This window comes from Streptomyces sp. M2CJ-2, assembly GCF_016757295.1.
GTDB lineage: Bacteria > Actinomycetota > Actinomycetes > Streptomycetales > Streptomycetaceae > Streptomyces.
Genome location: NZ_JAESIF010000002.1, coordinates 180,048 through 207,039, shown reverse-complemented (window position 1 = coordinate 207,039; position 26,992 = coordinate 180,048). Strand labels below are relative to the sequence as shown.

22 protein-coding genes are annotated in these 26,992 nt (G+C 67.2%); 13 read left to right on the top strand and 9 right to left on the bottom strand.

What is annotated here, in order from left to right; translation table 11 throughout:
- Positions 1-41 precede the first annotated feature (41 nt).
- The 6 genes from murJ to trxA all read left to right on the top strand — a co-directional run bounded on the left by murJ (position 42) and on the right by trxA (position 7,411).
- On the top strand, positions 42-2,336 hold the full coding sequence (gene murJ, locus JL475_RS03365) for a murein biosynthesis integral membrane protein MurJ (RefSeq protein ID WP_202275020.1): 2,295 nt from the start codon (positions 42-44) through the stop codon (positions 2,334-2,336).
- A gap of 140 nt (positions 2,337-2,476) precedes the next feature.
- Positions 2,477-4,195, top strand: a complete 1,719-nt coding sequence (locus tag JL475_RS03360; RefSeq protein WP_202275019.1) for a protein kinase family protein — start codon at positions 2,477-2,479, stop codon at positions 4,193-4,195.
- A 30-nt stretch (positions 4,196-4,225) separates the two neighbouring features.
- A complete protein-coding gene (sigM, locus tag JL475_RS03355; protein WP_202275018.1) occupies positions 4,226-4,951 on the top strand; it encodes an RNA polymerase sigma factor SigM in 726 nt (241 codons plus the stop codon).
- A complete protein-coding gene (locus tag JL475_RS03350; RefSeq protein WP_202275017.1) occupies positions 4,948-5,862 on the top strand; it encodes an anti-sigma factor in 915 nt (304 codons plus the stop codon). Before sigM ends, JL475_RS03350 begins: the two co-directional genes overlap by 4 nt.
- Positions 5,863-6,068: 206 nt before the next feature.
- On the top strand, positions 6,069-7,037 hold the full coding sequence (trxB, locus tag JL475_RS03345) for a thioredoxin-disulfide reductase (RefSeq protein ID WP_202275016.1): 969 nt from the start codon (positions 6,069-6,071) through the stop codon (positions 7,035-7,037).
- Positions 7,038-7,078: 41 nt separating this feature from the next.
- The gene (trxA, locus tag JL475_RS03340; protein ID WP_202275015.1) at positions 7,079-7,411 is read left to right on the top strand and encodes a thioredoxin; all 333 of its coding nucleotides are present in this window, start codon (positions 7,079-7,081) and stop codon (positions 7,409-7,411) included.
- Positions 7,412-7,513: 102 nt separating this feature from the next.
- Here the strand turns inward: trxA and JL475_RS03335 are convergent, their stop codons facing one another.
- The 9 genes from JL475_RS03335 to rpmH form a co-directional block, all read right to left on the bottom strand.
- Positions 7,514-8,131, bottom strand: a complete 618-nt coding sequence (locus JL475_RS03335; RefSeq protein ID WP_202275014.1) for a GNAT family N-acetyltransferase — start codon at positions 8,129-8,131, stop codon at positions 7,514-7,516.
- A gap of 322 nt (positions 8,132-8,453) precedes the next feature.
- Positions 8,454-9,551, bottom strand: a complete 1,098-nt coding sequence (locus JL475_RS03330) for a ParB/RepB/Spo0J family partition protein (protein ID WP_202275013.1) — start codon at positions 9,549-9,551, stop codon at positions 8,454-8,456.
- Entirely contained in the window at positions 9,548-10,627 is a 1,080-nt protein-coding gene (locus JL475_RS03325; RefSeq protein WP_202275376.1) for a ParA family protein, read from the bottom strand. Before JL475_RS03325 ends, JL475_RS03330 begins: the two co-directional genes overlap by 4 nt.
- A gap of 344 nt (positions 10,628-10,971) precedes the next feature.
- The gene (gene rsmG / locus JL475_RS03320; RefSeq protein WP_202275011.1) at positions 10,972-11,691 is read right to left on the bottom strand and encodes a 16S rRNA (guanine(527)-N(7))-methyltransferase RsmG; all 720 of its coding nucleotides are present in this window, start codon (positions 11,689-11,691) and stop codon (positions 10,972-10,974) included.
- 116 nt (positions 11,692-11,807) lie between these two features.
- Positions 11,808-12,320, bottom strand: a complete 513-nt coding sequence (locus JL475_RS03315; RefSeq protein ID WP_202275009.1) for a R3H domain-containing nucleic acid-binding protein — start codon at positions 12,318-12,320, stop codon at positions 11,808-11,810.
- A 15-nt stretch (positions 12,321-12,335) separates the two neighbouring features.
- Positions 12,336-13,607, bottom strand: coding sequence for a membrane protein insertase YidC (yidC, locus tag JL475_RS03310; protein WP_202275007.1), 1,272 nt, complete (start codon positions 13,605-13,607; stop codon positions 12,336-12,338).
- 3 nt (positions 13,608-13,610) lie between these two features.
- A complete protein-coding gene (yidD, locus tag JL475_RS03305) occupies positions 13,611-13,985 on the bottom strand; it encodes a membrane protein insertion efficiency factor YidD (protein WP_202275005.1) in 375 nt (124 codons plus the stop codon).
- Entirely contained in the window at positions 13,982-14,353 is a 372-nt protein-coding gene (gene rnpA / locus JL475_RS03300) for a ribonuclease P protein component (RefSeq protein ID WP_202275003.1), read from the bottom strand. Before rnpA ends, yidD begins: the two co-directional genes overlap by 4 nt.
- Before the next feature lie 21 nt (positions 14,354-14,374).
- On the bottom strand, positions 14,375-14,512 hold the full coding sequence (rpmH, locus tag JL475_RS03295; protein WP_003949374.1) for a 50S ribosomal protein L34: 138 nt from the start codon (positions 14,510-14,512) through the stop codon (positions 14,375-14,377).
- A gap of 376 nt (positions 14,513-14,888) precedes the next feature.
- On the opposite strand from rpmH, the gene dnaA reads away from it, so the two are divergent.
- The 7 genes from dnaA (at position 14,889) to gyrA (ending at position 26,980) form a co-directional block, all read left to right on the top strand.
- Positions 14,889-16,826 carry a chromosomal replication initiator protein DnaA gene (gene dnaA, locus JL475_RS03290; protein ID WP_202275001.1) on the top strand — a complete coding sequence of 646 codons (1,938 nt, stop codon included), beginning with the start codon at positions 14,889-14,891 and terminating at the stop codon, positions 16,824-16,826.
- A gap of 920 nt (positions 16,827-17,746) precedes the next feature.
- Positions 17,747-18,877 (top strand): DNA polymerase III subunit beta, encoded by a 1,131-nt coding sequence (dnaN, locus tag JL475_RS03285; protein WP_109376586.1) that lies wholly within the window; start codon positions 17,747-17,749, stop codon positions 18,875-18,877.
- Between the two features lie 261 nt (positions 18,878-19,138).
- Positions 19,139-20,014 carry a phosphogluconate dehydrogenase (NAD(+)-dependent, decarboxylating) gene (gnd, locus tag JL475_RS03280; RefSeq protein ID WP_109376587.1) on the top strand — a complete coding sequence of 292 codons (876 nt, stop codon included), beginning with the start codon at positions 19,139-19,141 and terminating at the stop codon, positions 20,012-20,014.
- Positions 20,015-20,173: 159 nt separating this feature from the next.
- Positions 20,174-21,295 (top strand): DNA replication/repair protein RecF, encoded by a 1,122-nt coding sequence (gene recF, locus JL475_RS03275; protein WP_202274999.1) that lies wholly within the window; start codon positions 20,174-20,176, stop codon positions 21,293-21,295.
- Positions 21,292-21,846 carry a DUF721 domain-containing protein gene (locus JL475_RS03270; protein WP_202274997.1) on the top strand — a complete coding sequence of 185 codons (555 nt, stop codon included), beginning with the start codon at positions 21,292-21,294 and terminating at the stop codon, positions 21,844-21,846. The genes recF and JL475_RS03270 overlap by 4 nt, the downstream gene beginning before the upstream one ends.
- A gap of 433 nt (positions 21,847-22,279) precedes the next feature.
- Positions 22,280-24,340, top strand: coding sequence for a DNA topoisomerase (ATP-hydrolyzing) subunit B (gene gyrB / locus JL475_RS03265; protein WP_202274996.1), 2,061 nt, complete (start codon positions 22,280-22,282; stop codon positions 24,338-24,340).
- A 42-nt stretch (positions 24,341-24,382) separates the two neighbouring features.
- Positions 24,383-26,980 (top strand): DNA gyrase subunit A, encoded by a 2,598-nt coding sequence (gyrA, locus tag JL475_RS03260; protein ID WP_202274995.1) that lies wholly within the window; start codon positions 24,383-24,385, stop codon positions 26,978-26,980.
- Positions 26,981-26,992 lie beyond the last annotated feature (12 nt).

The following is a 26,992-nucleotide window of genomic DNA, read 5'->3' as shown; positions in this document are numbered from 1 at the left end:
GTCGTGGCCGGGTGGGCCAGGGACGATGAGGTGGGGTAACCATGAACGCGCCGTACGACGGTGACCGCGGCCATGCCGCGGGCAACTCGGGCCACCCCGAGTCGGACCCGCCCGAGGGTCCGCCGCCCGGGCACGACCAGGCTCCGCAGCCGCCCGCTGATACGTATCTCCAGGACGCCTACGACCAGGACCCCTACCGCGCGCAGGACATCGCCGCCCAGGACCCGGTCGCGGAAGCCCTGTACGACCGCGCGGCGCACCCCCCGCCCCCACCGGGCACGTACCCCCCTCAGCAGCCGCTGTACGGGCAGCCTCCCCGATCGCCCCACGCACCCGACCCACGGGTATGGGCTCAGGCCCCGGCGCCGGAACCGGACACTCCGAACCAATACCTCCCATACGGGGATGATCCGCGCACGACGCAGTTCGTGGGTGTGGACGACCTGGTCGGCCAGGCCGGAGACCAGCGCCGTGAGCCGGACGCCTTCGCCCACCTGTTCCGCGATCAGCAGCAGGACGGCCACGCCGAACAGCACGGCGGTGGGCGTCCCGGCCACCAGTCGGTGGCCGGTCGGCAGTCCCCCGAGTCGGTTCCGGTACCCGGCCCGGCCTCCGCGGCGCCCGGCCACTACGCGGGAGCCACACCACCGCCTACCGCCGAGCCTCCCGCACCGGAACCGGCTCCCGTGCCGCCCACGAAGAAAGGCGGCCGGGCCGGAGGGCTGCTGAAGTCCAGTGCCGTGATGGCGGCGGGCACGATGGTGTCGCGCCTCACGGGATTCATCCGCTCCGCGCTGATCGTCTCGGCACTCGGTCTGGGCCTCCTCGGCGAGGGGTTCCAGGTCGCATACCAGTTGCCGACCATGATCTACATTCTCACCGTCGGCGGCGGCCTCAACTCCGTCTTCGTGCCACAGCTCGTCCGCGCCATGAAGGACGATGCCGACGGTGGCATCGCGTACGCCAACCGACTACTGACCCTCGTGATGGCGGCCCTGGCCGCACTCACCGTCGTCGCGTGGCTCGCCGCGCCACTCCTCGTGCGTGCACTGTCCAACCCGGTCGCCTCCGACCCCGCGGCCAACGAGGTCGCCATCACCTTCACCCGCTACTTCCTGCCCTCGATCTTCTTCATGGGCGTACACGTGGTGATGGGACAGATCCTCAACGCACGCGGTCGGTTCGGCGCGATGATGTGGACCCCGGTCCTCAACAACATCGTCATCATCGTGACACTCGGTACGTTCATCTACGTCTACGGCACCGCCGCCGACTCGAAGATGACCGTCACGAGCATTCCGCCGGAAGGCCAGCGTCTCCTCGGCATCGGTATCCTGCTCGGCCTTGTCGTCCAGGCCCTGGCCATGATCCCGTACCTGCGCGAGACGGGATTCCGTATCCGTCTGCGCTTCGACTGGAGGGGTCACGGTCTGGGGAAGGCGGCGAGGCTCGCCAAGTGGACCATCCTGTTCGTGCTCGCCAACCAGGCGGGCGCGCTGGTGGTGATCCAGTTGTCCACCGCTGCCCTCCTTAACTCCGGCGTCAAGGGCACCGGCTTCGCCGCCTACGCCAACGCCCAGCTGATCTGGGGCCTGCCGCAGGCCATCATCACCGTCTCGCTGATGGCCGCCCTGCTGCCCCGCATCTCCCGCTCGGCGGCAGAGGACGACAGCGGCGCCGTCCGGGACGACATCTCCCAGGGCCTGCGCACCACAGCCGTCGCGATCGTGCCGATCGCCTTCGGCTTCATCTCGCTCGGCATCCCGATGTGCACCCTGATCTTCGGTTCCTCGGGCATCAGCGCAGCGACCAACATGGGTTACATGCTGATGGCTTTCGGCCTCGGCCTGATCCCCTACTCCGTGCAGTACGTCGTCCTGCGTGCCTTCTACGCCTACGAGGACACCCGGACCCCCTTCTACAACACGGTCATCGTGGCCGCGGTCAACGCGATCGCCTCGGCCGTCTGCTTCTTCGTTCTCCCGGCCCGCTGGGCCGTGGTCGGCATGGCCGCCGCGTACGGCCTTGCCTACGTGACCGGCGTCGGTGTCGCCTGGCGCCGGCTGCGCCAGCGGCTGGGCGGGGACCTGGACGGTGCCCGGGTACTGCGGACGTACGCCCGGCTGTGCATCGCCTCGGTTCCGGCCGCGCTGCTCAGCGGTGCGGTCTGCTACGGCATCGGGCACAGTCTCGGTCAGGGCGCCGGAGCTTCGTTCGCCGCGCTGCTGGCCGGTGGGGCCGTCCTGCTCGGCGTCTTCTTCGTCGCCGCCCGCCGGATGCGCATCGTGGAGGTCAACTCGCTGGTCGGTATGGTCCGCGGACGCCTGGGACGCTGAGTCACGGGTAACCGCACAACCATCGTCAGCCCTTGTGTGTCGTGCATAGCGGCGGACTGTGGGCACAATTGGTTTTGGCGTCGGACAACGCGCGAGGGCGGTCGGCCGACGCGCGATGGATGGGGAGGCAGGGAACGACGGTGGCGGAACGGAGCACAGCTGCCGTCGACGTGGCAGACAACAGCGGCGAGCAGCCGCTGACCGCGCAGGCGGACCAGTCCACGGCCGACGGGGTGGTCAAGAACCGGGAGCAGGACACGGACAGCGACGCAGCACAGGAGAACACCGGGACCGACGGTTCCGGGACGACGTCGCCGCTCGAACTGCACAGCGGTCACAAGCTCGCCAGACGCTACCGTCTCGAAGAGTGCGTCACCCGTCTGGACGGATTCAGCAGTTGGCGTGCCGTGGACGAGAAGCTCCGCCGCGCCGTCGGTGTGCACATCCTGCCCGCGGACCACTCCCGTGCCCGCTCCGTCCTGGCCTCGGCCCGCGCCTCCGCCCTGCTGGGCGACCCCCGCTTCGTTCAGGTCCTGGACGCCGTCGAGGAGAACGACGTCGTCTACGTCGTACACGAATGGCTCCCCGACGCCACCGAGTTGACCACGCTCCTGGCGGTCGGCCCGCTCAAGGTGTACGACGCCTACCAGATGGCCAGTCAGATCTCCTCCGCCATGGCCGCGGCCCACCGCGAGGGACTCGCCCATCTGCGGCTGAACCCCAATGCGGTCCTGCGCACCTCGACGGGCCAGTGGCGCATTCGGGGCCTCGCCGTGAACGCGGCACTGCGCGGCATCGAATCCGACACCCCGCAGCGCACCGACACCGAATCCATCGGTGCCCTGCTGTACGCGGCGCTCACCCAGCGCTGGCCGTACGAGATCGACGCATACGGTCTGTCAGGGTTGCCGAAGGACATCGGTCTGATCCCGCCCGACCAGGTGCGGGCCGGTGTCCACCGCGGCCTGTCCGAACTCGCCATGCGGGCGCTGGCCAACGACGGCGCCACCGCCTCCCGCCACGAGTCCCCGTGCACCACGCCGGAGGAACTGGTGAAGGCGATCGGCGAGATGCCCCGCATCCGCCCGCCGGAACCTGTCTTCACCACCCCGCCGGAGTATCAGCGCACGACGTACCAGCAGGGCTCCTACGGACGGCCGGCGCCCGGTTTGGGCGTCACCCAACCGGTGCCGGCCCCGCCACCACCGCTGCAGAGCCGTACGGGCAAGGCACTGAAGTGGGCCGTGTCAGCGCTGCTGATCGCCGCGCTCGGCCTGGGCAGCTGGCAGCTCGCAGACGCCTTGATCGACCAGGGCGGCAGCGCGGACGACACGAACAGGACGCAGACGACGGACGGCAACGACAAGAGCCCCCAAAAACCCAAGCCGTCCAAGCCGCTCACGATCCAAGACGCTCAGGAGTACGTAGCGACGGGTTCGGCCCAGGCCCCCGGTGATGTCGCCAAGACCTACGACAACGACGACTCGACCTACTGGCGGACCAAGAAGTACAACGCCGGTCCGACGCTCGCGCCCTACAAACCCGGAGTGGGCATCGTCTACGACCTCGGCTCGGCCAAGGAGATCTCGACGGCGTCGATAGGACTCCGGTACACCGGTAACCACACGACGGTGCACCTCTACGCCACGGACTCGCTGTCCCCTTCGACCGGGATCGACGGCATGAAGAAGCTCGGATCCGCCACGACCAGTACTGGGTCTCTGGACGTGAAGGTGTCGGACTCGGTGAAGACGCAGTACGTACTGCTGTGGATCACGGCCGTCCCGAACGCGCCCGCCGACGGCTACAGCAGCGCCGGATACAAGCAGGCCATCACCGACCTGAAGTTCACCGGCTGACGTCTCACCGAGCGAGGGGAGGGGGGTCCGATGCCGGACGGCACCACGCACCGCGACACAAGCGATCAGGACCTCCTCGCCCGCCATGTGGAGGGCGATCCCGAAGCTTTCGGCGAACTGGTACGCCGACACCGGGACCGGTTGTGGGCGGTGGCCCTGCGGACGCTGGGGGACCGCGAGGAGGCCGCTGACGCAGTTCAGGACGCTCTTGTCTCCGCCTATCGGGCCGCCCACACCTTCCGAGGTCAGTCGGCCGTCACGACATGGCTCCACCGGATCACGGTGAACGCGTGCTTGGACCGTGCGCGCAAGGCCGCATCCCGGAAAACCTCCCCTGTCGACGACACAGAGCGCCTGGAGCAGTTACTGGAGCCCCACGAGTCCGCCTCGGCTCCTGCGGAGCGCAACGATCTGCACCGTCAGCTCATAGCGGCCATGGGAACTCTCCCACCCGATCAGCGGGCGGCTCTCGTACTGGTGGACATGCAGGGCTACCCCGTCGCGGAGGCCGCCCGCATCCTCGATGTGCCCACCGGCACGGTGAAGAGCCGCTGCGCCCGAGGCAGAGCCAGGCTCCTGCCCCTTCTGCAACATCTACGGCCGGACGGGAGCGATGACAGCAGGAAGCAGGATGGGAAAAGGAACCGGACGCAGGAGGCATCCGTCCCACCTGCAGCGGGACCGCATCGAGCGGATCCACCGGGGACGGGGCCGAGTGACCCAGCGGCAGTGAAGGGCGGAGGTGGAACAGCGTGACATCGACACCAGGCATGACGGAGCACCCGGACATCGCAGAGATCTCCGACCTCACCGAAGGGCTCCTGCCACCCGCTCGAACCGCCGCTGTGCGCCGACACCTGGACGAATGCGACCTCTGCGCGGACGTCCATGCGTCGCTGGAAGAGATCCGGGGACTGCTTGGCACGATGCCGGGTCCACCGCGTATGCCTGCCGAGGTGGCAAGCCGTATCGATGCCGCGCTCGCCGCGGAAGCGCTGCTGCAGGCCAGGGCGCCGGGGCCAGAGAACGTCGCAGAGCCAGCCGGCGTCTCCCCTTCCCCATCCGATGAGGACCGCGCGCATGTTTCACGTGAAACATCGACGCCGACGGACCGCCCCGCGGGGCGCCCGCGCCCTTCCACGACCGGTCCAGGTCGCAAGGACCGCATGCAACGCGGCCGCCGCAAGGCCGCTGTGCTGGGGACCGTGTTCACCGTTGCGGCTCTGGGGCTCGGCACGCTGTTCCTGACGTCCCAGAACGACGAAACGGGCCCGGGCGGCGTTCATCAGACGGCCTCGGACACATTCTCCGAGGGTGAGCTGGGGAAGCAGGTCTCCGATCTCCTCACGCAGAACCAGCGGAAGGGCGCATCTTCCCGCATGCCGCAGACCTTGGAAATGGAGTCGGAGGCCGAAGCCGCCAGCCCCAGGGTTTTCCAGCAACCCACGGTCCCGGCATGCGTCCGTGAGGGAATCGGTCGCAATGACGCCGCGCTCGCCACAGAGCAGGGCATCTACAAGGGGCGAAAAGCTCTCCTGGTACTGCTTCCCCACCCCTCCGACGACACCCGTGTGACTGCCTACATCGTCGATACCGCCTGCGTCGGCAATCCGTCCTCTGTCACCACGGCGAAGGTTCTACTGAAGAGCTCTTACACCCGCGGCTGACAGTCGACGCTTCGTCTCCGTCCTGAGTGGTATCTCGTACGGTGTGCGCCTGCCCGCGCCCGCTCGGGAACCGCGTCTGTCAGCTCCATCGGTGTGCTCAGGCACAGCGGGAATGCTCGCCCCTTAGGATCCGTTGGGTGAGGTGAGAGTTCCGACAGAAGCTCCCACCGGTCGGATGACACAGACCAGAGACGAGGAAACAAGCCGTGAGCGACGTCCGTAACGTGATCATCATCGGTTCGGGGCCGGCCGGCTACACGGCAGCCCTCTACACCGCCCGTGCGTCGCTGAAGCCCCTGGTGTTCGAGGGCGCCGTCACCGCCGGTGGTGCGCTGATGAACACCACCGATGTCGAAAACTTCCCCGGCTTCCAGGACGGCATCATGGGCCCCGAGCTCATGGACAACATGCGCGCCCAGGCAGAGCGCTTCGGGGCAGAGCTCATTCCGGACGACGTGGTCGCCGTCGACCTGACCGGAGAGGTCAAGACCGTCACGGACACCGCAGGAACGGTCCACAAGGCGAAGGCCGTCATCGTCGCCACCGGCTCGCAGCACCGCAAGCTCGGCCTGCCGAACGAGGATGCCCTCGCCGGCCGTGGTGTCTCGTGGTGTGCCACGTGTGACGGCTTCTTCTTCAAGGACCAGGACATCGCCGTCATCGGCGGCGGCGACACCGCAATGGAGGAGGCCACCTTCCTCTCGCGGTTCGCCAAGTCCGTCACGGTCGTCCACCGCCGCGACACTCTGAGGGCCTCGAAGGCGATGCAGGAGCGTGCCATCGCCGACCCGAAGATCTCGTTCGTCTGGGACAGCGAGGTCGCAGAGGTCCAGGGCGACCAGAAGCTCTCGGGTCTGAAGCTGCGGAACGTCAAGACCGGCGAACTCTCGGACCTGGCGGTGACCGGCCTGTTCATCGCGATCGGGCATGACCCTCGCACGGAGCTCTTCAAGAGTCAGCTGGAGCTGGACGAAGAGGGCTACCTGAAGGTCGATGCGCCTTCGACGCGTACGAACCTCACCGGAGTGTTCGGTGCCGGTGACGTGGTCGATCACACCTACCGCCAGGCGATCACCGCGGCCGGTACGGGCTGTGCTGCCGCCCTCGACGCCGAGAGGTTCCTTGCCGCTCTCGCGGACGGGGAGCAGGCCGAGCCCGAGAAGACCTCTGTCTGACCTCCACCCTCACCACGCACCAACCAGTTAAGGAGCCCGCCGTGGCCGGCACCCTGAAGAATGTGACTGACGACTCCTTCGACCAGGACGTCCTCAAGAGTGACAAGCCCGTCCTGGTGGACTTCTGGGCCGCCTGGTGCGGTCCGTGCCGCCAGATCGCCCCTTCCCTCGAAGCGATCGCCTCGGAGTACGGGGACAAGATCGAGGTCGTCAAGCTGAACATCGACGAGAACCCGGGTACGGCCGCCAAGTACGGCGTCATGTCCATCCCGACCCTGAACGTCTACCAGGGTGGCGAGGTCGCCAAGACCATCGTCGGTGCCAAGCCGAAGGCCGCGATCGTCCGCGACCTCGAAGAATTCATCAGCGAATGAGCGTCGGCCGTCTCGTCGGCGGCGCACGTTTCACGTGAAACACGAATGGGCCGACCCATCTGGGTCGGCCCATTCGCATGACGTACACCAGCGCGCGACGCATCAGAGGGGGCGCAACACCGGCTCCTTCTGAACGGCTCCGAGCAACCGGTCCAACGCCATCTCGACATCGTCCTTCCACGACAGTGTTGTCCTCAGCTCCAGTCTGAGCCGGGGATACGCGGGATGTTGACGTACCGTCTTGAACCCCACGGCCAAGAGGTGGTCAGCGGGTAGAACACAGGCCGGTTCTTTCCAACGCGCGTCGCCGAAGGCCTCGATCGCCTTGACTCCTCGACGCAACAGGTCCTTCGCCACCGTCTGCACCATCACTCTCCCCAGGCCCTGTCCCTGGTAGCGCGGCACGATAAACGCGGTTATCAGCTGCACGGCATCGGACGACACAGGGCTCGTGGGAAACGCCATGGCACGCGGCACATAGGCAGGCGGGGCGTAGAGAACGAAACCCACGGGGATGTCATCGACATAGACGACTCTTCCGCAGGACCCCCAGTCCAGCAGCACAGCCGAGATCCACGACTCCTTCTCGACCGCTGACGTCCCCGCTGTTACTGCTGTCTCACCACTGACGGGGTCGAGCTCCCAGAAGACACACGAGCGACAGCGCTGGGGAAGGTCTTGAAGGTTGTCCAGCGTGAGCGGTACGAGCCGACGCCCCATGAAGCCTGTTCCTCGCTTCCTCCGCCTGCTGCCTCACGAGCGACTGCCAGAGCGTGCCGCTCCTTGAGCAGGCTGCCGATGAACCCTCCGAAGGCGGCAATCGCCAGCCCCGCTCCCACCCGTCCGGTGCGGCTCATCATTCGCATGGTCCTGCCTTGCGCTCAGAGATTCAGGTGCTGGCGGTGGACACACCCTGTCTCACCGCATCGTATCCATGAAGCGATTCCGCCGATACCGCCGGAAAGCAAAGGGCGGATCGTTTCCGGGATATACCGGACACGATCCGCCCACGGTCGGCTGTTCGACTGACCGAGCCGAAGCCTCAGGAATCTTCCATGGAGTCGTCGTCCACAAGACTCTTCTGCAGAACCGGCCCCTCATCAGGAGCGAGGGTGCCAAGAATGCGCTCGAGGTCCTCCATAGAGGCGAACTCGACGGTGATCTTCCCCTTCTTCTGGCCCAGGTCGACCTTCACCCGCGTCTCGAAACGATCCGAAAGACGGGTGGCCAGATCGGACAGCGCCGGAGACACCAGGGCACCCGCCCTCGGTCCCTTGGATCGCGGCGACTTCTGCGGCCCGGACCCCATCAGGGTCACGATCTCCTCGACAGCCCGCACCGAGAGACCCTCGGCCACGATCCGATGGGCCAGCCGGTCCTGCTCCTCGGAGTCCTCCACGGAGAGCAAGGCCCGCGCGTGCCCGGCGGAGAGTACTCCGGCAGCCACCCGGCTCTGAACCCTCGGCGAGAGCTTCAGCAGGCGCAGGGTATTGGAAACCTGCGGGCGGGAACGGCCGATGCGGTCCGCCAGCTGATCATGCGTGCAGTTGAAGTCCTTCAGCAGCTGGTCGTAGGCGGCTGCCTCTTCCAGCGGATTCAGCTGGGCACGGTGCAGATTCTCCAGAAGGGCGTCCAGGAGGAGCTTCTCGTCCTCCGTGGCCCGCACGATCGCCGGGATGGCTTCGAGCCCCGCGATACGGCACGCCCGCCAACGGCGCTCACCCATGATGAGCTCGTAGTGCGTGGGCCCGACCTGCCGCACGACGACGGGCTGGAGGAGGCCGACCTCCTTGATGGACGTGACAAGTTCTGCCAGCGCATCCTCGTCGAAGACTCCGCGCGGCTGACGCGGGTTCGGCTTGATGGATTCGAGGGGAATCTCCGCGAAGTGTGCTCCCAGGGGAGGCATGGGCATCTCCGCTGCGCCAGGCGTCGACGACTCCTCTGTTTCACGTGGAACAGAGGGAAGCGCGGCCAGTTTGGCCACGGCCACCCCGCGCTCGTTCGGCAGCACCTGAGGCGCAGCGGAAGAGGCAGAAGCTGCACCTCCCGTCACAGTCGGGGTGACCGCCTTCTCTGTCGGGGCAGCTGGGATAAGTGCGCCAAGACCACGGCCCAGCCCCCTCCGTCGCTCACTCACTGGACGCCCTCCACCATGCTCGGATCGTTCTGCTGTGCACCGATGTGTGCGTTCGATGCGTCATAGCTGACGCCAACGCCCCTCAGCGCGATTTCGCGTGCCGCCTCAAGGTAGGAGAGGGCACCGCTCGATCCAGGATCGTAGGTCAGCACCGTCTGCCCATAACTCGGCGCCTCCGAGATGCGCACAGAGCGAGGAATGCTTGTCCGCAATACTTCGTCGCCGAAGTGACTACGCACCTCGTCCGCAACCTGGGACGCGAGGCGCGTCCGGCCGTCGTACATGGTGAGCAGGATCGTCGACACGTGCAGGGAGGGGTTGAGGTGGCCCCGCACCAGATCGACATTGCGGAGCAGCTGCCCCAAGCCCTCCAGGGCGTAGTACTCGCACTGGATCGGGATCAGGACCTCCTGTCCCGCCACCATCGCGTTGACCGTCAGCAAGCCGAGGGACGGAGGGCAGTCGATGAGGACGTAGTCCAGCGGCTGCTCGTAGGCATGGATGGCACGCTGCAGTCGGCTCTCCCGCGCCACCAGCGACACCAGCTCGATCTCCGCGCCGGCGAGATCGATCGTGGCGGGTGCGCAGAAGAGACCCTCCACGTCGGGGACCGGCTGGACAACCTCTGCCAGCGGCCTGCTCTCGACCAATACGTCATAGATGGAGGGAACTTCGGCGTGATGGTCGATCCCCAGAGCCGTAGAGGCGTTGCCCTGGGGGTCGAGGTCGATCACCAAGACCCGAGCGCCATGGAGCGCAAGTGACGCGGCGAGGTTGACGGTCGTCGTCGTCTTGCCCACGCCACCCTTCTGGTTGGCGACCACCATGAGGCGTGTCTGCTCGGGCCGTGGCAGGCCCTCACCTGCGCGGCCCAGTGCATCCATCGCCAGTTGGGCAGCACGGCCGATGGGAGCGTCGTCCATAGGAGGCGGTGTTTCACGTGAAACATCTGCCCCCATCGATTCGGCACGGGGACCGGGGACCGGGTCGGTCATCGGTCCCGCGATGTTGGCGTCGGACCGCAAGGTGGATTCACTCTCCTCGACTTCAAGCTCGCAATGAACAGAGCCTCCCATGCCTTCGGGGTCGTGAACCAGTGAGGCCTGACGTTCTGTGGAGAAATCCACTTCTGTGGACAACTCCGTACCCCCTGAGGGGGGCGAAGTCTCGTTGGGAACAGGACCCTCTCCGCGTGAACCGAGAGGCTTACGATCGCGGGGCTCGGCCGCGGCGCGACCGCGACTGATGATGCCGTGCAGCAGGGAGCGACGTTTCACGTGAAACACGATGCACAGCAGCCGGGGCCGCACTGCCACGACACTCCGGTCCACGGCGGTTCGGCTACTTGTGTGGAGTACGTCCACCCCTTCCGGGCGTAAGCCTGCCCATCGGATGTCCTGCTGCCCGGCAGACCACGCCCCTATCCGCGTCGGCGCCGCGCACGCCCGGTGCGAGCAGCCTTCGCGCGCTTCGCCGCGAAGCGCACACCGCCGGGACTTTCCCCCACCTCGACCCGCACCACTGTGGACATCGGATCCACCACCCCCTCACCCACATGCACGACCGATGTCGCCACGGCACCGAGCTTGCTCAGCGCCGAGGTCGCATTCTTCAGCTCCTCCTCGGCGGCGTCACCCTTGAGCGCGAGCATCTCTCCGTACGGCCGAAGGAGGGGGATGCCCCACGTGGCGAGGCGGTCGAGCGGCGCCACGGCTCGTGCGGTCACCACGTGCACCGGAGACATCGTGCCCATGACCTCCTCGGCCCGGCCACGCACGACCGTCACATGGTCCAGTCCCAGCAGCTCCACGACTTCGGTCAGGAAGGTGGTACGCCGCAGCAGTGGTTCCAGCAGCGTGATCTTGAGATCCTCACGGACCAGCGCCAATGGGATGCCCGGCAGACCGGCACCTGAACCGACATCGCACACCGTGACGCCTTCGGGCACGACTTCCGAGAGCACCGCACAGTTCAGCAGGTGCCGCTCCCACAGGCGCGGCACCTCCCGCGGGCCGATCAGACCACGCTGAACGCCCGCCTCAGCAAGCAGCTCCGCATAACGCACCGCGTCCGCGAAGCGATCGCCGAACACCTCACGAGCCTGCTCGGGCGCGGGGGGAAGCTCTGCTGCCTCCGTCACGGGGGACCGTCCTTCCGTAGCGTGCCGGCCTCGAGTGCCGGCACCACAGAACTATCAGGCTGACAAAATTCGGCCCCGCCTGCGCAACAGACGGGGCCGGTGGAACGTGGAACCGTTCAGGCGGGAAGCACGACGACGAAGCGCTGCGGCTCCTCGCCCTCGGACTCACTGTTCAGGCCGGCGGCCTTGACCGCGTCGTGCACGACCTTGCGCTCGAACGGCGTCATCGGGGCGAGCTTCACGGGCTCACCACTGCTCTTGGCCTCGGCGGCGGCCTTCGCGCCCAGCTCGGACAACTCGGCCCGCTTCTTGGCGCGGTACCCCGCGATGTCGAGCATGAGCCGACTGCGGTCCCCGGTCTCCCGGTGCACGGCCAGACGCGTGAGCTCCTGGAGCGCCTCCAGCACCTCACCGTCCCGACCGACCAGCTTCTGCAGGTCACGGCCGGCCGAGTCGCTGATGATCGAGACGGAGGCACGGTCGGCCTCGACGTCCATGTCGATGTCACCGTCGAGGTCGGCGATGTCGAGCAGACCCTCCAGGTAGTCCGCTGCGATCTCACCTTCCTGCTCCAGGCGGGTCAGGGTGTCTGCGCCCTCGGCAGCGGTGGAGGTGGTGCCTTCCGTCACGGGATGGACTCCTTCTTACTTCTTGGACGGGGACTTGGGCCGCTGCGGGCCCTTGCGCTGTCCGGACTGGGCCCTGCTGCGGGTGCTTCCGCCGGACTTCGCGTTGCCCTTCTTGGCAGCGGCGGCGGAGTCGACGTCGTCCTGGGGCGTTTCGGTCTTGGTCAGCGAGGTGGGCTCACCAGCCGCCTTCGCCGCACCGCCCTGACGCTGGGACTTGGTCTGCCGCTTGGGCTGCTGACGCTTCGCGGTCTGGGTCGTGGCCGGAGAGCCGTCCTCGGCCTGCGCGGCGGCCGTGGCATCGCCCTTGATCACCGCGCCATCGGCCTGGGCCACGAGGCCCGCCTTGCTCAGACCGTTGATGAACTTGCGCTCGTATTCGTTGCGGTCCCGGCCCTTGGCCATGATGGTCTTGACGATGGTGCGCTCACGGCGATTACGGGTCTTGCCGTGGTGGGCGACGTGCTTGGCAAGGCGCTCCAGGTATGCGGCCTGCGCCTTGGAGCCCGGCGTCGGGTTGTTGTGGATGACGTACATCTGCTGGCCCATGGTCCACACGTTGGTGGTCAGCCAGTAGACGAGGACACCGACCGGGAAGTTGATGCCGAAGACGGCGAAGATGACGGGGAAGACGTACATCAGCATCTTCTGCTGCTGCATGAACGGCGTCTTCACCGTGGTGTCGACGTTCTTCGTCATCAGCTGGCGCTGCGTGTAGAACTGCGACAGCGACATCAAGACGATCATCAGGGCCGTGACGATCCGCACATCGGTCAGCGAGGCGTTGAGGGCCTCGACCTTGTCCGCGCTGTCCGTGAACTTCGCCGCGAGCGGGGCGCCGAAGATGTGCGCCTTCTGCGCACTCTCCAGCAGACGCTCGTTGATCACGCCGATGGTGTCGTTGGACGCGATGCTGTTGAGCACGTGGTACAGAGCGAAGAAGAACGGAGACTGCGCCAGGATGGGAAGGCACGAGGAGAGCGGGTTGGTGCCCGCGTCCTTGTACAGCTTCATCATCTCTTCGGACTGACGCTGCTTGTCGTTCTTGTAGCGCTCCTGGATCTTCTTCATCTCCGGCTGGAGCGTCTGCATCGCGCGCGTCGCCTTGATCTGCTTCACGAAGAGCGGGATCAGGCAGATACGGATCAGGATCACCAGGGACACGATGGACAGGCCCCAGGCCCACCCGGTGTCGGGGCCGAAGATGGCCCCGTACACGGAGTGGAACTGGACGATGACCCAGGAGACAGGTGTCGTGATGAAGCTGAAGAGGCTGGCAATCGTGTCCACTAATCATGCTCCTTGGGCATGGGGCGAGGTCTCTGCGGCCGGACTCGAAGGGCCCGTCGGACTTACGGAAGAAGTCTGTCCTTCGGTGGCCGGTTCGGCGGAGGCAGGCCCGCCCTTGCGTGCACGCCAGGCGTCACGCAGCATTTCGTGCCACCGCGGGCGCTTGCGCGGCGGGACATGGTCCACACCACCCAGCGACCACGGATTGCACCGCAGGATGCGCCAGGCTGTGAGTGCTGTGCCCTTGATGGCACCGTGCCGGTCGATGGCCGTGTAGCCGTAGTGGGAACACGACGGGTAGTACTTGCATACAGGCCCCAGCAACGGACTGATCGTCCACTGATAGAGCTTGATCAGAGCCAGCAGCGGGTACTTCATCGCGTGCCCCCTCCCAGCAGCCGCTGCAGAGCGGCATCCAGGTCTTGGGCCAGTTGTGCATGGTCGGCGTCGCCCGCTCCGGGCAGCGCTCGTACGACTACCAGGCTACCGGGGGGCAGCAGGGCCACTCGATCGCGCATCAGGTGGCGAAGTCTGCGCTTCACCTTGTTCCGCACGACCGCTCCCCCCACAGCCTTGCTCACGACGAAACCCGCACGTGTCGAGGGAGCGCTCTCCCCAGACACATGCGGGTCCGTGACACCGCTGCGAAGGTGTACGACGAGGTGCCTGCGTCCAGCCCGGCGTCCTCGTCGTACCGCGGTCGCGAAGTCCTCGCGCCGCCTCAGCCGGTTGTCGGTGGGCAGCACGACGTCATGACCTGATCGGGATCAGGCGGACAGGCGGGCGCGACCCTTGCCACGGCGGGACGCGAGAATCGCGCGGCCGGCACGGGTGCGCATACGCAGCCGGAAGCCGTGGGTCTTCGCGCGACGACGGTTGTTCGGCTGGAAGGTGCGCTTGCTCACTCGGGGGCTCCAGAAAGATGTCGTTGATTGCGGGGTGCCGTCCTGGCTGTCACCGTGCGCCCACGAGTAGCTCGCGTTACGCCCGAGTGCACCGCTGACCGATCATCTTGCGTGATCTGTGCCCATCGGAGGCAGGCGGCAGCAGCCATCGACAACTCGACCTCGTCACGGTACGCGCGGCTGCGTCCTTCGGTCAAACCAGCAGTCGCGGGGAGACACTTGTCCACAGGCTGGGGACAACGACTTGAACCACACCGGCCGCCCTGACTACCGTGACGGAACTCCGATTCGTTCCTTTGTCCCTCGACCACCCCCTTTACAACCCCGACCCGTCCCCGAATCACACGTTCGAGGGACCTGTGAGAGAGCGTGCCCTGTGGCTGACGTACCTGCCGATCTTGCCGCAGTGTGGCCACGCGTACTGGAAGAGCTGCTCGGTGAGGGCCGGGGCCAGGGAGTCGAAGGAAAGGACGAACACTGGATCCGGCGCTGCCAGCCGCTGGCGCTGGTCGCCGACACCGCGCTGCTCGCCGTACCGAACGAGTTCGCCAAGGGCGTGCTCGAGGGCCGCCTCGCGCCGATCGTCAGCGAAAGCCTGAGCCGCGAGTGCGGGCGCCCCATCCGCATCGCCATCACCGTCGACGACTCCGCGGGAGAGCCCCCCGCCCCGCCGGTCGCCCGCCCTCAGCCGCGCTACGAGGAGCCCGAGCTCCCTCCCACCCGGCAGGAGCGACCGGACCGCCAGGAGCACGAGCAGTACGAGGGCTACGGCCGGCGCCGCACCGACCAGGACCCCGGACCGCCCGGCGACCAGCTCCCCACCGCCCGCCCCGCCTACCCCTCGGAGTACCAGCGCCCGGAGCCCAGCTCCTGGCCGCGACCGGGGCAGGACGAGTACGGCTGGCAGCAACAGCGCCTCGGCTTCCCCGACCGCGACCCGTACGCCTCGCCCTCGCAGAACGCCTACGGTTCCCAGGACGGCTACGGCGGCGCGCCCTCGCAGGACTACCGTCCGCAGCCGATGGAACGCTCCTCCTACGAGCAGCAGCGCTCCGACTACGAGACGTCACGCGCGGAGTACGACCGCAGCAACTACGACCGTGGCGGCTACGACCGCGGTGACTACGACCAGCGCGACGCCGCCCGCCGCGAGCTCCCCGAGCCCCCGTCCGGCTCGGGGCACGTCCACCGCGGCGGCCCCGTCGGCCCGAACCTGCCCACGAGCGGGGCGCCCGGCCCGCTGGCCGCGCAGCCCGCGCCGGCGACCGGCCCCGGTGAGCCGACCGCGCGGCTGAACCCGAAGTACCTCTTCGACACGTTCGTCATCGGTGCCTCCAACCGCTTCGCGCACGCGGCGGCGGTGGCGGTCGCCGAGGCACCCGCGAAGGCGTACAACCCCCTGTTCATCTACGGGGAGTCCGGGCTCGGCAAGACCCACCTGCTGCACGCCATCGGCCACTACGCGCGCAGTCTCTACCCCGGCACGCGGGTGCGGTACGTGAGCTCGGAGGAGTTCACCAACGAATTCATCAACTCCATCCGCGACGGCAAGGGCGACAGCTTCCGCAAGCGGTACCGGGAGATGGACATCCTGCTCGTCGACGACATCCAGTTCCTCGCGGACAAGGAGTCGACGCAGGAGGAGTTCTTCCACACCTTCAACACGCTGCACAACGCCAACAAGCAGATCGTGCTCTCCAGTGACCGGCCGCCCAAGCAGTTGGTGACGCTGGAGGACCGGCTGCGGAACCGTTTCGAGTGGGGTCTGATCACCGACGTCCAGCCGCCGGAGCTGGAGACACGGATCGCGATCCTGCGCAAGAAGGCGGTGCAGGAGCAGCTCAACGCCCCGCCCGAGGTGTTGGAGTTCATCGCCTCCCGGATCTCGCGGAACATCCGCGAGCTGGAGGGCGCGCTGATCCGGGTGACGGCGTTCGCCTCGCTCAACCGGCAGCCGGTGGACCTCGGGCTGACGGAGATCGTCCTGAAGGATCTGATCCCCGGTGGCGACGACTCCGCGCCGGAGATCACCTCGACGGCCATCATGAGCGCGACCGCCGACTACTTCGGGCTCACGGTCGAGGACCTGTGCGGCACCTCGCGCGGCCGCGCCCTGGTGACCGCACGGCAGATCGCGATGTACCTGTGCCGTGAGCTGACGGACCTGTCGCTGCCGAAGATCGGCGCGCTGTTCGGCGGCCGCGACCACACGACGGTGATGCACGCGGACCGCAAGATCCGCAACCTGATGGCGGAGCGGCGCTCCATCTACAACCAGGTCACCGAGCTCACCAACCGCATCAAGGCCGGCTGAGCGCCCTCAGGCGCACGAAGAAGGGCGCCCCCGGACCACAATCCGGGGGCGCCCTTCTTCGTGCGCCTGCCGACCGGCCTTCGTGCGCCTGCCGACCGGCGAGGGCCGGCCCTCGCGGCCCTCGGCGTCCCGTCCACTGTTCGATTTCGGCCCCGGGTTACGGCTGTCCTCCACAGATGTGGCAACTTTCTCCCGTCCACATCCTGGGGACTGTGAAGTTGTCCCGAAACTGTCCACAGCCCCGCCTGTTGGGGCACCATCGAGCCAGGTCAACCGCCTGTGGATCCGTGGACAAACGATCTCCACAGGCTGTGGACGAAGCAATGATCCACAGCCTGTGCACAAAGTTTTCCACCAGCAACCCACAGGCTGAAGCCAGTTGTCCCCAATGATCAGGCGCTTCTCCACACGCTTGTCCACTGTTCGGCAACGCCACGCGCCTCCTCACCGGGTCGAGTGAAAGGCGTCACAGCAAGGTGCCGAGGCCGCCTGTGGGAAAGACCGGCAAACCTGGGGACGGAGCTGGGGAGAACCCGCCCCTCCCTGTGCACGGAGTGTGCAGAACTTTTTGTTCTCCACAGAAACCCCGAGTTGTCCACCGCCTCCACCCACAGGGCCGGTGGACAAAATCTTGGCCCTGAGCTGGGAAAACAAGGTTATCCACGGTATCCACAGGCCCTACTACTACTCCCAACTAGAGAGAGTGAGGAATCCGTTTCGAAGAGGGTCCTGTGCACAACTCGCCGGTTCGACGCCGACTGCCGCTCGTCACGACTTGACCCCGAGAGGCACCTACTGTCAGTGCAGTGCGTCAGACTGGTCCCCGGTGTCCTTCCCTCACAGAGGCCGACGACACCGAGGCAGACGACGAAGGCGAAGCAGGGCGTGAGAACGCCGGCAACAGCAGGAGGCGGCTTACGGTGAAGATCCGGGTGGAACGCGACGTACTCGCGGAGGCAGTGGCCTGGGCTGCGCGCAGCCTCCCGGCCCGTCCGCCGGCGCCGGTCCTCGCCGGCTTGCTGCTGAAGGCCGAGGAGGGGCAGCTGAGCCTGTCCAGCTTCGACTACGAGGTCTCCGCACGGGTCTCGGTGGAGGCGGAGGTCGAGGAGGAGGGCACCGTCCTCGTCTCGGGCCGTCTGCTCGCCGACATCTCCCGCGCGCTCCCCAACCGGCCGGTGGAGATCTCCACAGACGGTGTACGGGCGACGGTGGTGTGCGGTTCCTCGCGGTTCACGCTCCACACCCTGCCGGTGGAGGAGTACCCGGCCCTGCCCCAGATGCCGAACGCGACGGGCACCGTCCCCGGTGAGGTCTTCGCGTCCGCCGTGCAGCAGGTCGCCATCGCGGCCGGCCGGGACGACACCCTGCCCGTCCTGACCGGTGTACGCATCGAGATCGAGGGCGACACGGTGACGCTGGCCTCCACCGACCGTTACCGCTTCGCGGTCCGCGAGTTCCTGTGGAAGCCGGAGGACCCGGAGGCCTCGGCGGTCGCTCTGGTGCCCGCGAAGACGCTCCTGGACACCGCCAAGGCGCTGACCAGCGGCGACCAGGTGATCCTCGCGCTGTCCGGCTCGGGCGCGGGCGAGGGCCTGATCGGCTTCGAAGGAGCGGGCCGCCGCACCACCACGCGGCTGCTGGAGGGCGACCTCCCGAAGTACCGCACGCTGTTCCCGACCGAGTTCAACAGCGTCGCCGTCATCGAGACCGCCCCCTTCGTGGAGGCCGTCAAGCGCGTGGCCCTGGTCGCCGAGCGCAACACCCCGGTGCGGCTCAGCTTCGAGCAGGGCGTGCTCATCCTGGAGGCTGGCTCCAGTGACGACGCACAGGCTGTGGAAAGGGTCGACGCCCAGCTGGAGGGCGATGACATCTCGATCGCCTTCAACCCGACGTTCCTGCTGGACGGTCTGAGCGCCATCGACTCCCCGGTGGCGCAGCTGTCGTTCACCACGTCCACCAAGCCCGCGCTGCTCAGCGGCAGGCCTGCGGTGGACGCGGAGGCGGACGACGCCTACAAGTACCTGATCATGCCGGTGCGGCTCAGCGGCTGACGCCGCACCACCCGTCGGCGGCTGCCTCCGGCAGTCCACAGTTGTGCACAGTCCTTCCGGGTCCGGTGGACACCGGATCGTGGATACCGGTCAGAGCCGGACCCGGAAGTGGCTGTGAACGAAGCCGCAGGTGAGGGCGTGCGCATGAGCGCGTATGCCCACAGATGTGCGTGAGCGCCCGGGTTTAGGGTCGTGTCGGTACGTAAGTGCCGCGGCACGTCCGTGCCGCCATGCCACGTCGCAACCTAAGGAACACAACTGATGGAGCTCGGTCTCGTCGGCCTCGGCAAGATGGGCGGCAACATGCGTGAGCGGATCCGCCGCGCGGGCCACACCGTCGTCGGATACGACCGCAACCCGGACCTCGCCGATGTCCACAGCCTGGAAGAACTTGTGGGCAAGCTCGAGGGCCCGCGTGTGGTCTGGGTGATGGTCCCGGCCGGCCAGGCGACGCAGTCGACCATCGATGAGCTCGCCGAGCTGCTCCAGCCCGGTGATGTCGTCGTGGACGGCGGCAACTCCCGCTGGACGGACGACGAGAAGCACGCCGAGGAGCTGGCGGCCAAGGGCATAGGTTTCGTCGACTGCGGTGTCTCCGGCGGTGTCTGGGGCCTGGAGAACGGCTACGCGCTGATGTACGGCGGCGACAAGGAGAACGTCGCCAAGGTGCAGCCGGTCTTCGACGCCCTCAAGCCGGAGGGCGACTTCGGCTCGGTGCACGCGGGCAAGGTCGGCGCGGGCCACTTCGCCAAGATGGTCCACAACGGCATCGAGTACGCGATGATGCAGGCCTATGCCGAGGGCTGGGAGCTCCTGGAGAAGGTCGACTCGGTGACCGACGTCCGGGAGGTCTTCCGTTCCTGGCAGGAGGGCACCGTCATCCGCTCCTGGCTCCTCGATCTCGCGGTGAACGCGCTTCACGAGGACGAGCACCTGGACAACCTCCGGGGTTATGCACAGGACTCCGGTGAGGGACGCTGGACTGTGGAGGCCGCGATCGACCACGCGGTCCCGCTGCCGGCGATCACCGCGTCGTTGTTCGCGCGGTTCGCCTCCCGTCAGGAGGACTCGCCGCAGATGAAGATGATCGCGGCGCTGCGCAACCAGTTCGGCGGTCACGCGGTCGAGAAGAAGTAGTTCGAAGAGCTGGTCCGAAGAGCTGGTTCGAAAAACTATCCACAGAGCGGCCGAGAGAGGCCACAGCACAGCCGTAGAAGCAGTCACGGGACGTCCCTGGCTGTCCGTCCGCAGGACCGTACGACGGTCCACAACGCCGGGGGAGGTCGGCGCACGACCATGCACGTCACGCATCTGTCGCTGGCCGATTTTCGTTCCTATCCCCGGGTCGAAGTCCCGCTCGACCCGGGGGTGACGGCGTTCGTCGGCCCCAACGGGCAGGGCAAGACGAATCTCGTCGAGGCGGTCGGCTATCTCGCCACACTCGGCAGCCACCGTGTCTCCTCCGACGCCCCGCTGGTTCGTATGGGTGCCGACCGCGCGATCATCCGGGCCCAGGTCCGGCAGGGCGAGCGGCAGCAGCTCGTCGAGCTCGAGCTGAATCCGGGTCGCGCCAATCGCGCCCGTATCAACAGATCCTCGCAGGTCAGGCCCCGGGACGTGCTGGGGATCGTCCGCACCGTGCTGTTCGCGCCCGAGGATCTCGCCCTGGTGAAGGGTGATCCCGGCGAGCGGCGCCGCTTCCTGGACGATCTGATCACGGCCCGTTCCCCGCGCATGGCGGGTGTCCGTTCCGATTACGACCGGGTCCTCAAGCAGCGCAACACGCTGCTGAAGTCGGCCGCGCTGGCCCGTCGGCACGGCGGGCGCACCATGGATCTGTCCACCCTCGACGTCTGGGACCAGCATCTCGCGCGTGCGGGTGCCGAACTGCTGGCTCAGCGTCTGGATCTGATCGCCGCGATCCAGCCACTCGCCGACAAGGCGTACGAACAGCTCGCGCCGGGCGGTGGGCCCGTCGCCCTGGAGTACAAGCCGTCGGCGCCCGGTGAGGCGCACACACGCGAGGACCTGTTCGAGCAGCTGTCGGCGGCTCTCGCCGAGGCGCGCAAGCAGGAGGTCGACCGGGGCGTCACCCTGGTCGGCCCGCATCGGGACGATCTGCTGCTCAAGCTCGGTCAGCTGCCGGCCAAGGGCTACGCCTCCCACGGCGAGTCCTGGTCCTACGCCCTGGCACTGCGTCTGGCCTCCTACGACCTGCTGCGTGCCGAGGGCAACGAGCCGGTGCTGGTGCTCGACGACGTCTTCGCCGAGCTGGACGCACGCCGCCGCGAGCGCCTCGCCGAGCTCGTCGCGCCGGGGGAGCAGGTCCTGGTGACCGCGGCCGTCGACGACGACGTTCCCCATGCGCTGTCGGGGACGCGGTTCGTCGTGGCCGAGGGGGCGGTGCGGCGGGTATGAGCGAGCCCGGCCGGCCCGACGGCCCTCCCGCGGGGATGCCCGGGGCGGCTCCTGAGCCCTCGGGGGTCGACCTGGCGCGTGTGGCGTTGCGCGCGGCCAAGGAGGCGGCGCGCGCGCGGGGGGATGCGGCGCAGCAGAAGAAGCAGGCACGGCGCGGTGGCCTGCGCTCCGGCGCGCGCGGTGACCGGCGCGATCCCATGGCGCTCGGTGCGGCGATCAACCGGTTGCTCACCGAGCGTGGCTGGGAGGCCCCGGCCGCGGTGGGCGGTGTGATGGGGCGCTGGCCCGAGATCGTCGGTGCGGACGTGGCCAAGCACTGTGAACCGGAGCGCTACGACGAGGACGAGCGGGTGCTGTTCGTGCGCTGCGACTCCACGGCCTGGGCGACGAACCTGCGGCTGCTCGCCCCGACCCTGGTCGCCCGGCTGAACGAGGACCTGGGCCACGGCACGGTGAAGCTGATCAAGGTCAATGGACCGGGTGGCCCCGCACGCCGCTACGGCCCTCTGCGGGCTCCCGGGAGCACCGGTCCCGGGGACACGTACGGGTGACCCGGAGCCCTGTTTCAAGCCGTCCACAACAAGGTGATCGACGTCACATCAGGGCTTTTCGGGAGTGCGTTCGGTCCACTGGTGCCCCTTTCGTCGTATGGCCGGACGGGGTGCGGAATCGCCACCTGACTCCTAAGTAGCCAAGGGTTGGCGCTCGGAAGCGCTGGGTGCCCTCGTGAGCCTCTTGGAGCCCCCATCCGTATACCGGGAGTCGGACGAGACCGGTTGAGGGCGGCACATGCGGACTCAGGCACCGGCAAACCCCCATCAATGTCCGAGCTACCGGTAGACTGGAAGCAATCCCGCCCCGACCGTGGGGACCGCCCGGGAAAAGCTGAGCAACGCTGATCAAGGCTTACCAACGCAACATGCCGCAGCCGCTCCGGCAACCCGCCGCCGAGCCTGGCTCGTGGTGTGCCAGAAAGGGCGCTTCGTGGCCGATTCCGGCAACCCCAACGAGAACATCCCGTCCACCGACACCGGCGTGAACAGCGAGGCGACCGCCCTCGACAGCGAGGTCACCGCCTCGTACGACGCCAGTGCCATCACCGTCCTCGAGGGTCTGGACGCGGTCCGCAAGCGACCCGGCATGTACATCGGTTCGACCGGTGAACGAGGTCTGCACCACCTGGTGCAGGAGGTCGTCGACAACTCCGTCGACGAGGCGCTGGCCGGACACGCGGACACGATCGATGTGACGATCCTGGCCGACGGCGGCGTCCGGGTCGTCGACAACGGCCGGGGCATTCCGGTGGACATCGTCCCCTCGGAGAACAAGCCGGCCGTCGAGGTCGTGCTGACCGTGCTGCACGCGGGCGGCAAGTTCGGCGGCGGCGGTTACGCGGTCTCCGGCGGTCTGCACGGCGTCGGTGTGTCCGTGGTGAACGCCCTGTCGAGCAGGATCTCCGTCGAGATCAAGCGTGACGGCCACCGCTGGACGCAGGACTACAAGATGGGCGTCCCCACGGCCCCGCTGGCCCGGCACGAGGAGGTGGAGGAGACCGGGACGACGGTCACCTTCTGGGCCGACCCGGACATCTTCGAGACCACCGACTACTCCTTCGAGACGCTCTCCCGGCGTTTCCAGGAGATGGCGTTCCTCAACAAGGGGCTGCGGATCAACCTCGCCGACGAGCGCGAGTCGGCGAAGGCCACCGCCGGGGCGGACGAGGCGGGTGAGGACGAGAAGCACGAGGTCAAGAGCGTCTCGTACCACTACGAGGGCGGCATCGTCGACTTCGTGAAGTACCTCAACTCCCGCAAGGGAGATCCGGTGCACCCCACCGTGATCGACCTCGAGGCCGACGACAAGGACAAGCAGCTGTCCCTCGAGCTCGCCATGCAGTGGAACGGCGGCTACACCGAGGGCGTGTACTCCTTCGCCAACATCATCCACACCCACGAGGGCGGTACGCACGAAGAGGGCTTCCGCGCGGCGCTCACCAACCTGGTGAACAAGTACGCGCGTGAGAAGAAGCTGCTGCGCGAGAAGGACGACAACCTCACGGGTGACGACATCCGCGAGGGACTGACCGCGATCATCTCGGTCAAGCTGAGCGAGCCCCAGTTCGAGGGCCAGACCAAAACCAAACTGGGCAACACCGAGGTGAAGACCTTCGTTCAGAAGGTCGTCTACGAACACCTCAACGACTGGCTTGACCGCAACCCCAACGAGGCCGCGGACATCGTCCGCAAGGGCATCGCGGCGGCCACCGCGCGGGTGGCGGCCCGCAAGGCCCGCGACCTGACCCGCCGCAAGGGCCTGCTGGAGTCGGCGTCCCTGCCGGGCAAGCTCTCCGACTGCCAGTCCAACGACCCCACCAAGTGCGAGATCTTCATCGTCGAGGGTGACTCCGCCGGCGGCTCGGCCAAGTCCGGCCGGAACCCGCAGTACCAGGCGATCCTCCCGATCCGGGGCAAGATCCTCAACGTCGAGAAGGCGCGCATCGACCGGATCCTGCAGAACCAGGAGATCCAGGCGATGATCTCCGCGTTCGGCACCGGTGTGCACGAGGACTTCGACATCGAGAAGCTCCGCTACCACAAGATCATCCTGATGGCGGACGCCGACGTCGACGGCCAGCACATCAACACCCTGCTGCTGACGTTCCTGTTCCGGTTCATGCGGCCGCTGGTCGAGGCGGGACACGTGTACCTCTCCCGTCCTCCGCTCTACAAGATCAAGTGGGGCCGGGACGACTTCGAGTACGCGTACTCCGACCGCGAGCGCGACGCACTGATCGAGATGGGCCGCCAGGCCGGCAAGCGCATCCGCGAGGACTCCGTCCAGCGCTTCAAGGGCCTCGGCGAGATGAACGCCGAGGAACTGCGCATCACCACGATGGACCAGGAGCACCGCGTCCTCGGCCAGGTCACCCTCGACGACGCCGCCCAGGCCGACGACCTGTTCTCGGTCCTGATGGGCGAGGACGTCGAGGCCCGCCGCGCGTTCATCCAGCGCAACGCCAAGGACGTCCGCTTCCTCGACATCTGAGTCGGTCTCAGCTGACCGCACCAGGAAGGACCTTCACCAGCAATGACCGACGAGAACACTCCTGTCACGCCTCTCGAGGACGCGGACGCGACCGGCATGCGCGTCGAGCCCGTCGGGCTCGAGACGGAGATGCAGCGCTCGTACCTCGACTATGCGATGTCCGTCATCGTCTCGCGTGCGCTGCCCGATGTCCGTGACGGCCTCAAGCCCGTCCACCGCCGTGTGCTGTACGCCATGTACGACGGCGGCTACCGCCCCGAGCGCGGCTTCTACAAGTGCGCCCGCGTCGTCGGCGACGTCATGGGCAACTACCACCCGCACGGCGACTCCTCGATCTACGACGCGCTGGTCCGCCTCGCGCAGCCGTGGTCGATGCGGATGCCGCTGGTGGACTCCAACGGCAACTTCGGTTCCCCGGGCAACGACCCCGCGGCAGCCATGCGGTACACCGAGTGCAAGATGGCGCAGCTGTCGATGGAGATGGTCCGCGACATCGACGAGGAGACCGTCGATTTCAAGGACAACTACGACGGCCGCTCGCAGGAGCCGACCGTCCTGCCCGCACGCTTCCCGAACCTGCTGATCAACGGATCGGCCGGTATCGCGGTCGGTATGGCGACCAACATCCCGCCGCACAACCTGCGTGAGGTCGCCACCGGTGCCCAGTGGTACCTGGAGAACCACGAGGCCTCGAACGAGGAGCTGCTCGATGCGCTCATCGAGCGCATCAAGGGCCCTGACTTCCCGACCGGCGCCCTGGTGGTGGGCCGCAAGGGCATCGAGGAGGCGTACCGGACGGGCCGCGGCTCGATCACCATGCGCGCGGTGGTCGAGGTCGAGGAGATCCAGAACCGCCAGTGCCTGGTGGTCACGGAGCTGCCCTACCAGGTCAACCCGGACAACCTCGCGCAGAAGATCGCCGACCTGGTGAAGGACGGCAAGATCGGCGGCATCGCGGACGTCCGCGACGAGACGTCGTCCCGCACCGGCCAGCGCCTGGTCATCGTGCTCAAGCGGGACGCGGTCGCCAAGGTCGTCCTGAACAACCTCTACAAGCACACCGAGCTGCAGACCAACTTCGGTGCCAACATGCTGGCGCTGGTCGACGGTGTCCCGCGCACGCTCTCCCTGGACGCGTTCATCCGCCACTGGGTGAACCACCAGATCGAGGTCATCGTCCGCCGTACGCGGTTCCGGCTGCGCAAGGCCGAGGAGCGCGCGCACATCCTGCGCGGCCTGCTGAAGGCCCTGGACGCCATCGACGAGGTCATCGCGCTGATCCGGCGCAGCGACACCGTGGAGATCGCGCGCGGGGGCCTGATGGACCTCCTGGAGATCGACGAGATCCAGGCCAACGCGATCCTGGAGATGCAGCTCCGCCGGCTGGCGGCACTGGAGCGTCAGAAGATCGTCCAGGAGCACGACGAACTCCAGGCGAAGATCAACGAGTACAACGAGATCCTCGCCTCCCCGATCCGTCAGCGGGGGATCGTCAGCGCGGAGCTGACCGCGCTCGTCGAGAAGTACGGTGACGACCGCAAGACCAAGCTGGTGCCCTATGAGGGCGACATGTCCATCGAGGACCTGATCGCCGAGGAGGACATCGTCGTCACGGTCACGCGCGGCGGCTACATCAAGCGCACCAAGACCGACGACTACCGGGCCCAGAAGCGCGGCGGCAAGGGCGTACGCGGAGCGAAGCTCAAGGAAGACGACATCGTCAACCACTTCTTCGTGTCCACCACGCACCACTGGCTGCTGTTCTTCACCAACAAGGGACGGGTCTACCGGGCGAAGGCGTACGAGCTGCCCGACGCCGGCCGGGACGCACGCGGCCAGCACGTGGCCAACCTGCTGGCCTTCCAGCCGGACGAGTCGATCGCCGAGATCCTCGCCATCCGCGACTACGAGGCGGCGCCCTACCTGGTTCTGGCCACCAAGGCGGGATTGGTCAAGAAGACGTCGCTGAAGGATTACGATTCACCCCGCTCGGGTGGCGTGATCGCGATCAACTTGCGGGAGCAGGAGGACGGTTCCGACGACGAACTGATCGGGGCTGAACTCGTCTCGGCGGATGATGATCTACTACTGATCAGCAAGAAGGCGCAGTCGATCAGGTTCACCGCGACGGACGAGACTCTGCGGCCCATGGGCCGTGCGACCTCGGGCGTGAAGGGCATGAGTTTCCGCGAAGGGGACGAGCTGCTCTCGATGAATGTTGTTCGACCCGGTACGTTCGTGTTCACTGCCACAGACGGCGGGTACGCGAAGCGGACCGCTGTCGACGAGTACCGCGTCCAGGGTCGCGGCGGTCTCGGCATCAAGGCTGCCAAGATCGTTGAGGATCGTGGGACTCTCGTCGGCGCGCTGGTGGTCGAGGAGACCGACGAGATCCTCGCCATCACGCTGTCGGGCGGTGTGATTCGCACGCAGGTCAGCGGAGTCAGGGAGACGGGCCGTGACACCATGGGCGTCCAACTGATCAATCTGGGCAAGCGCGATGCCGTGGTCGGCATCGCGCGTAACGCCGAAGCGGGACGCGAGGCGGAGGAAGTCGACGGCGACGTGGCCGTGGACGAGACCGACGAAGGTGCCGTGACCACCGGCACGGACGAGGGTGAGGCGCCCTCGGCCGAGTAGCACGAGGAGTGA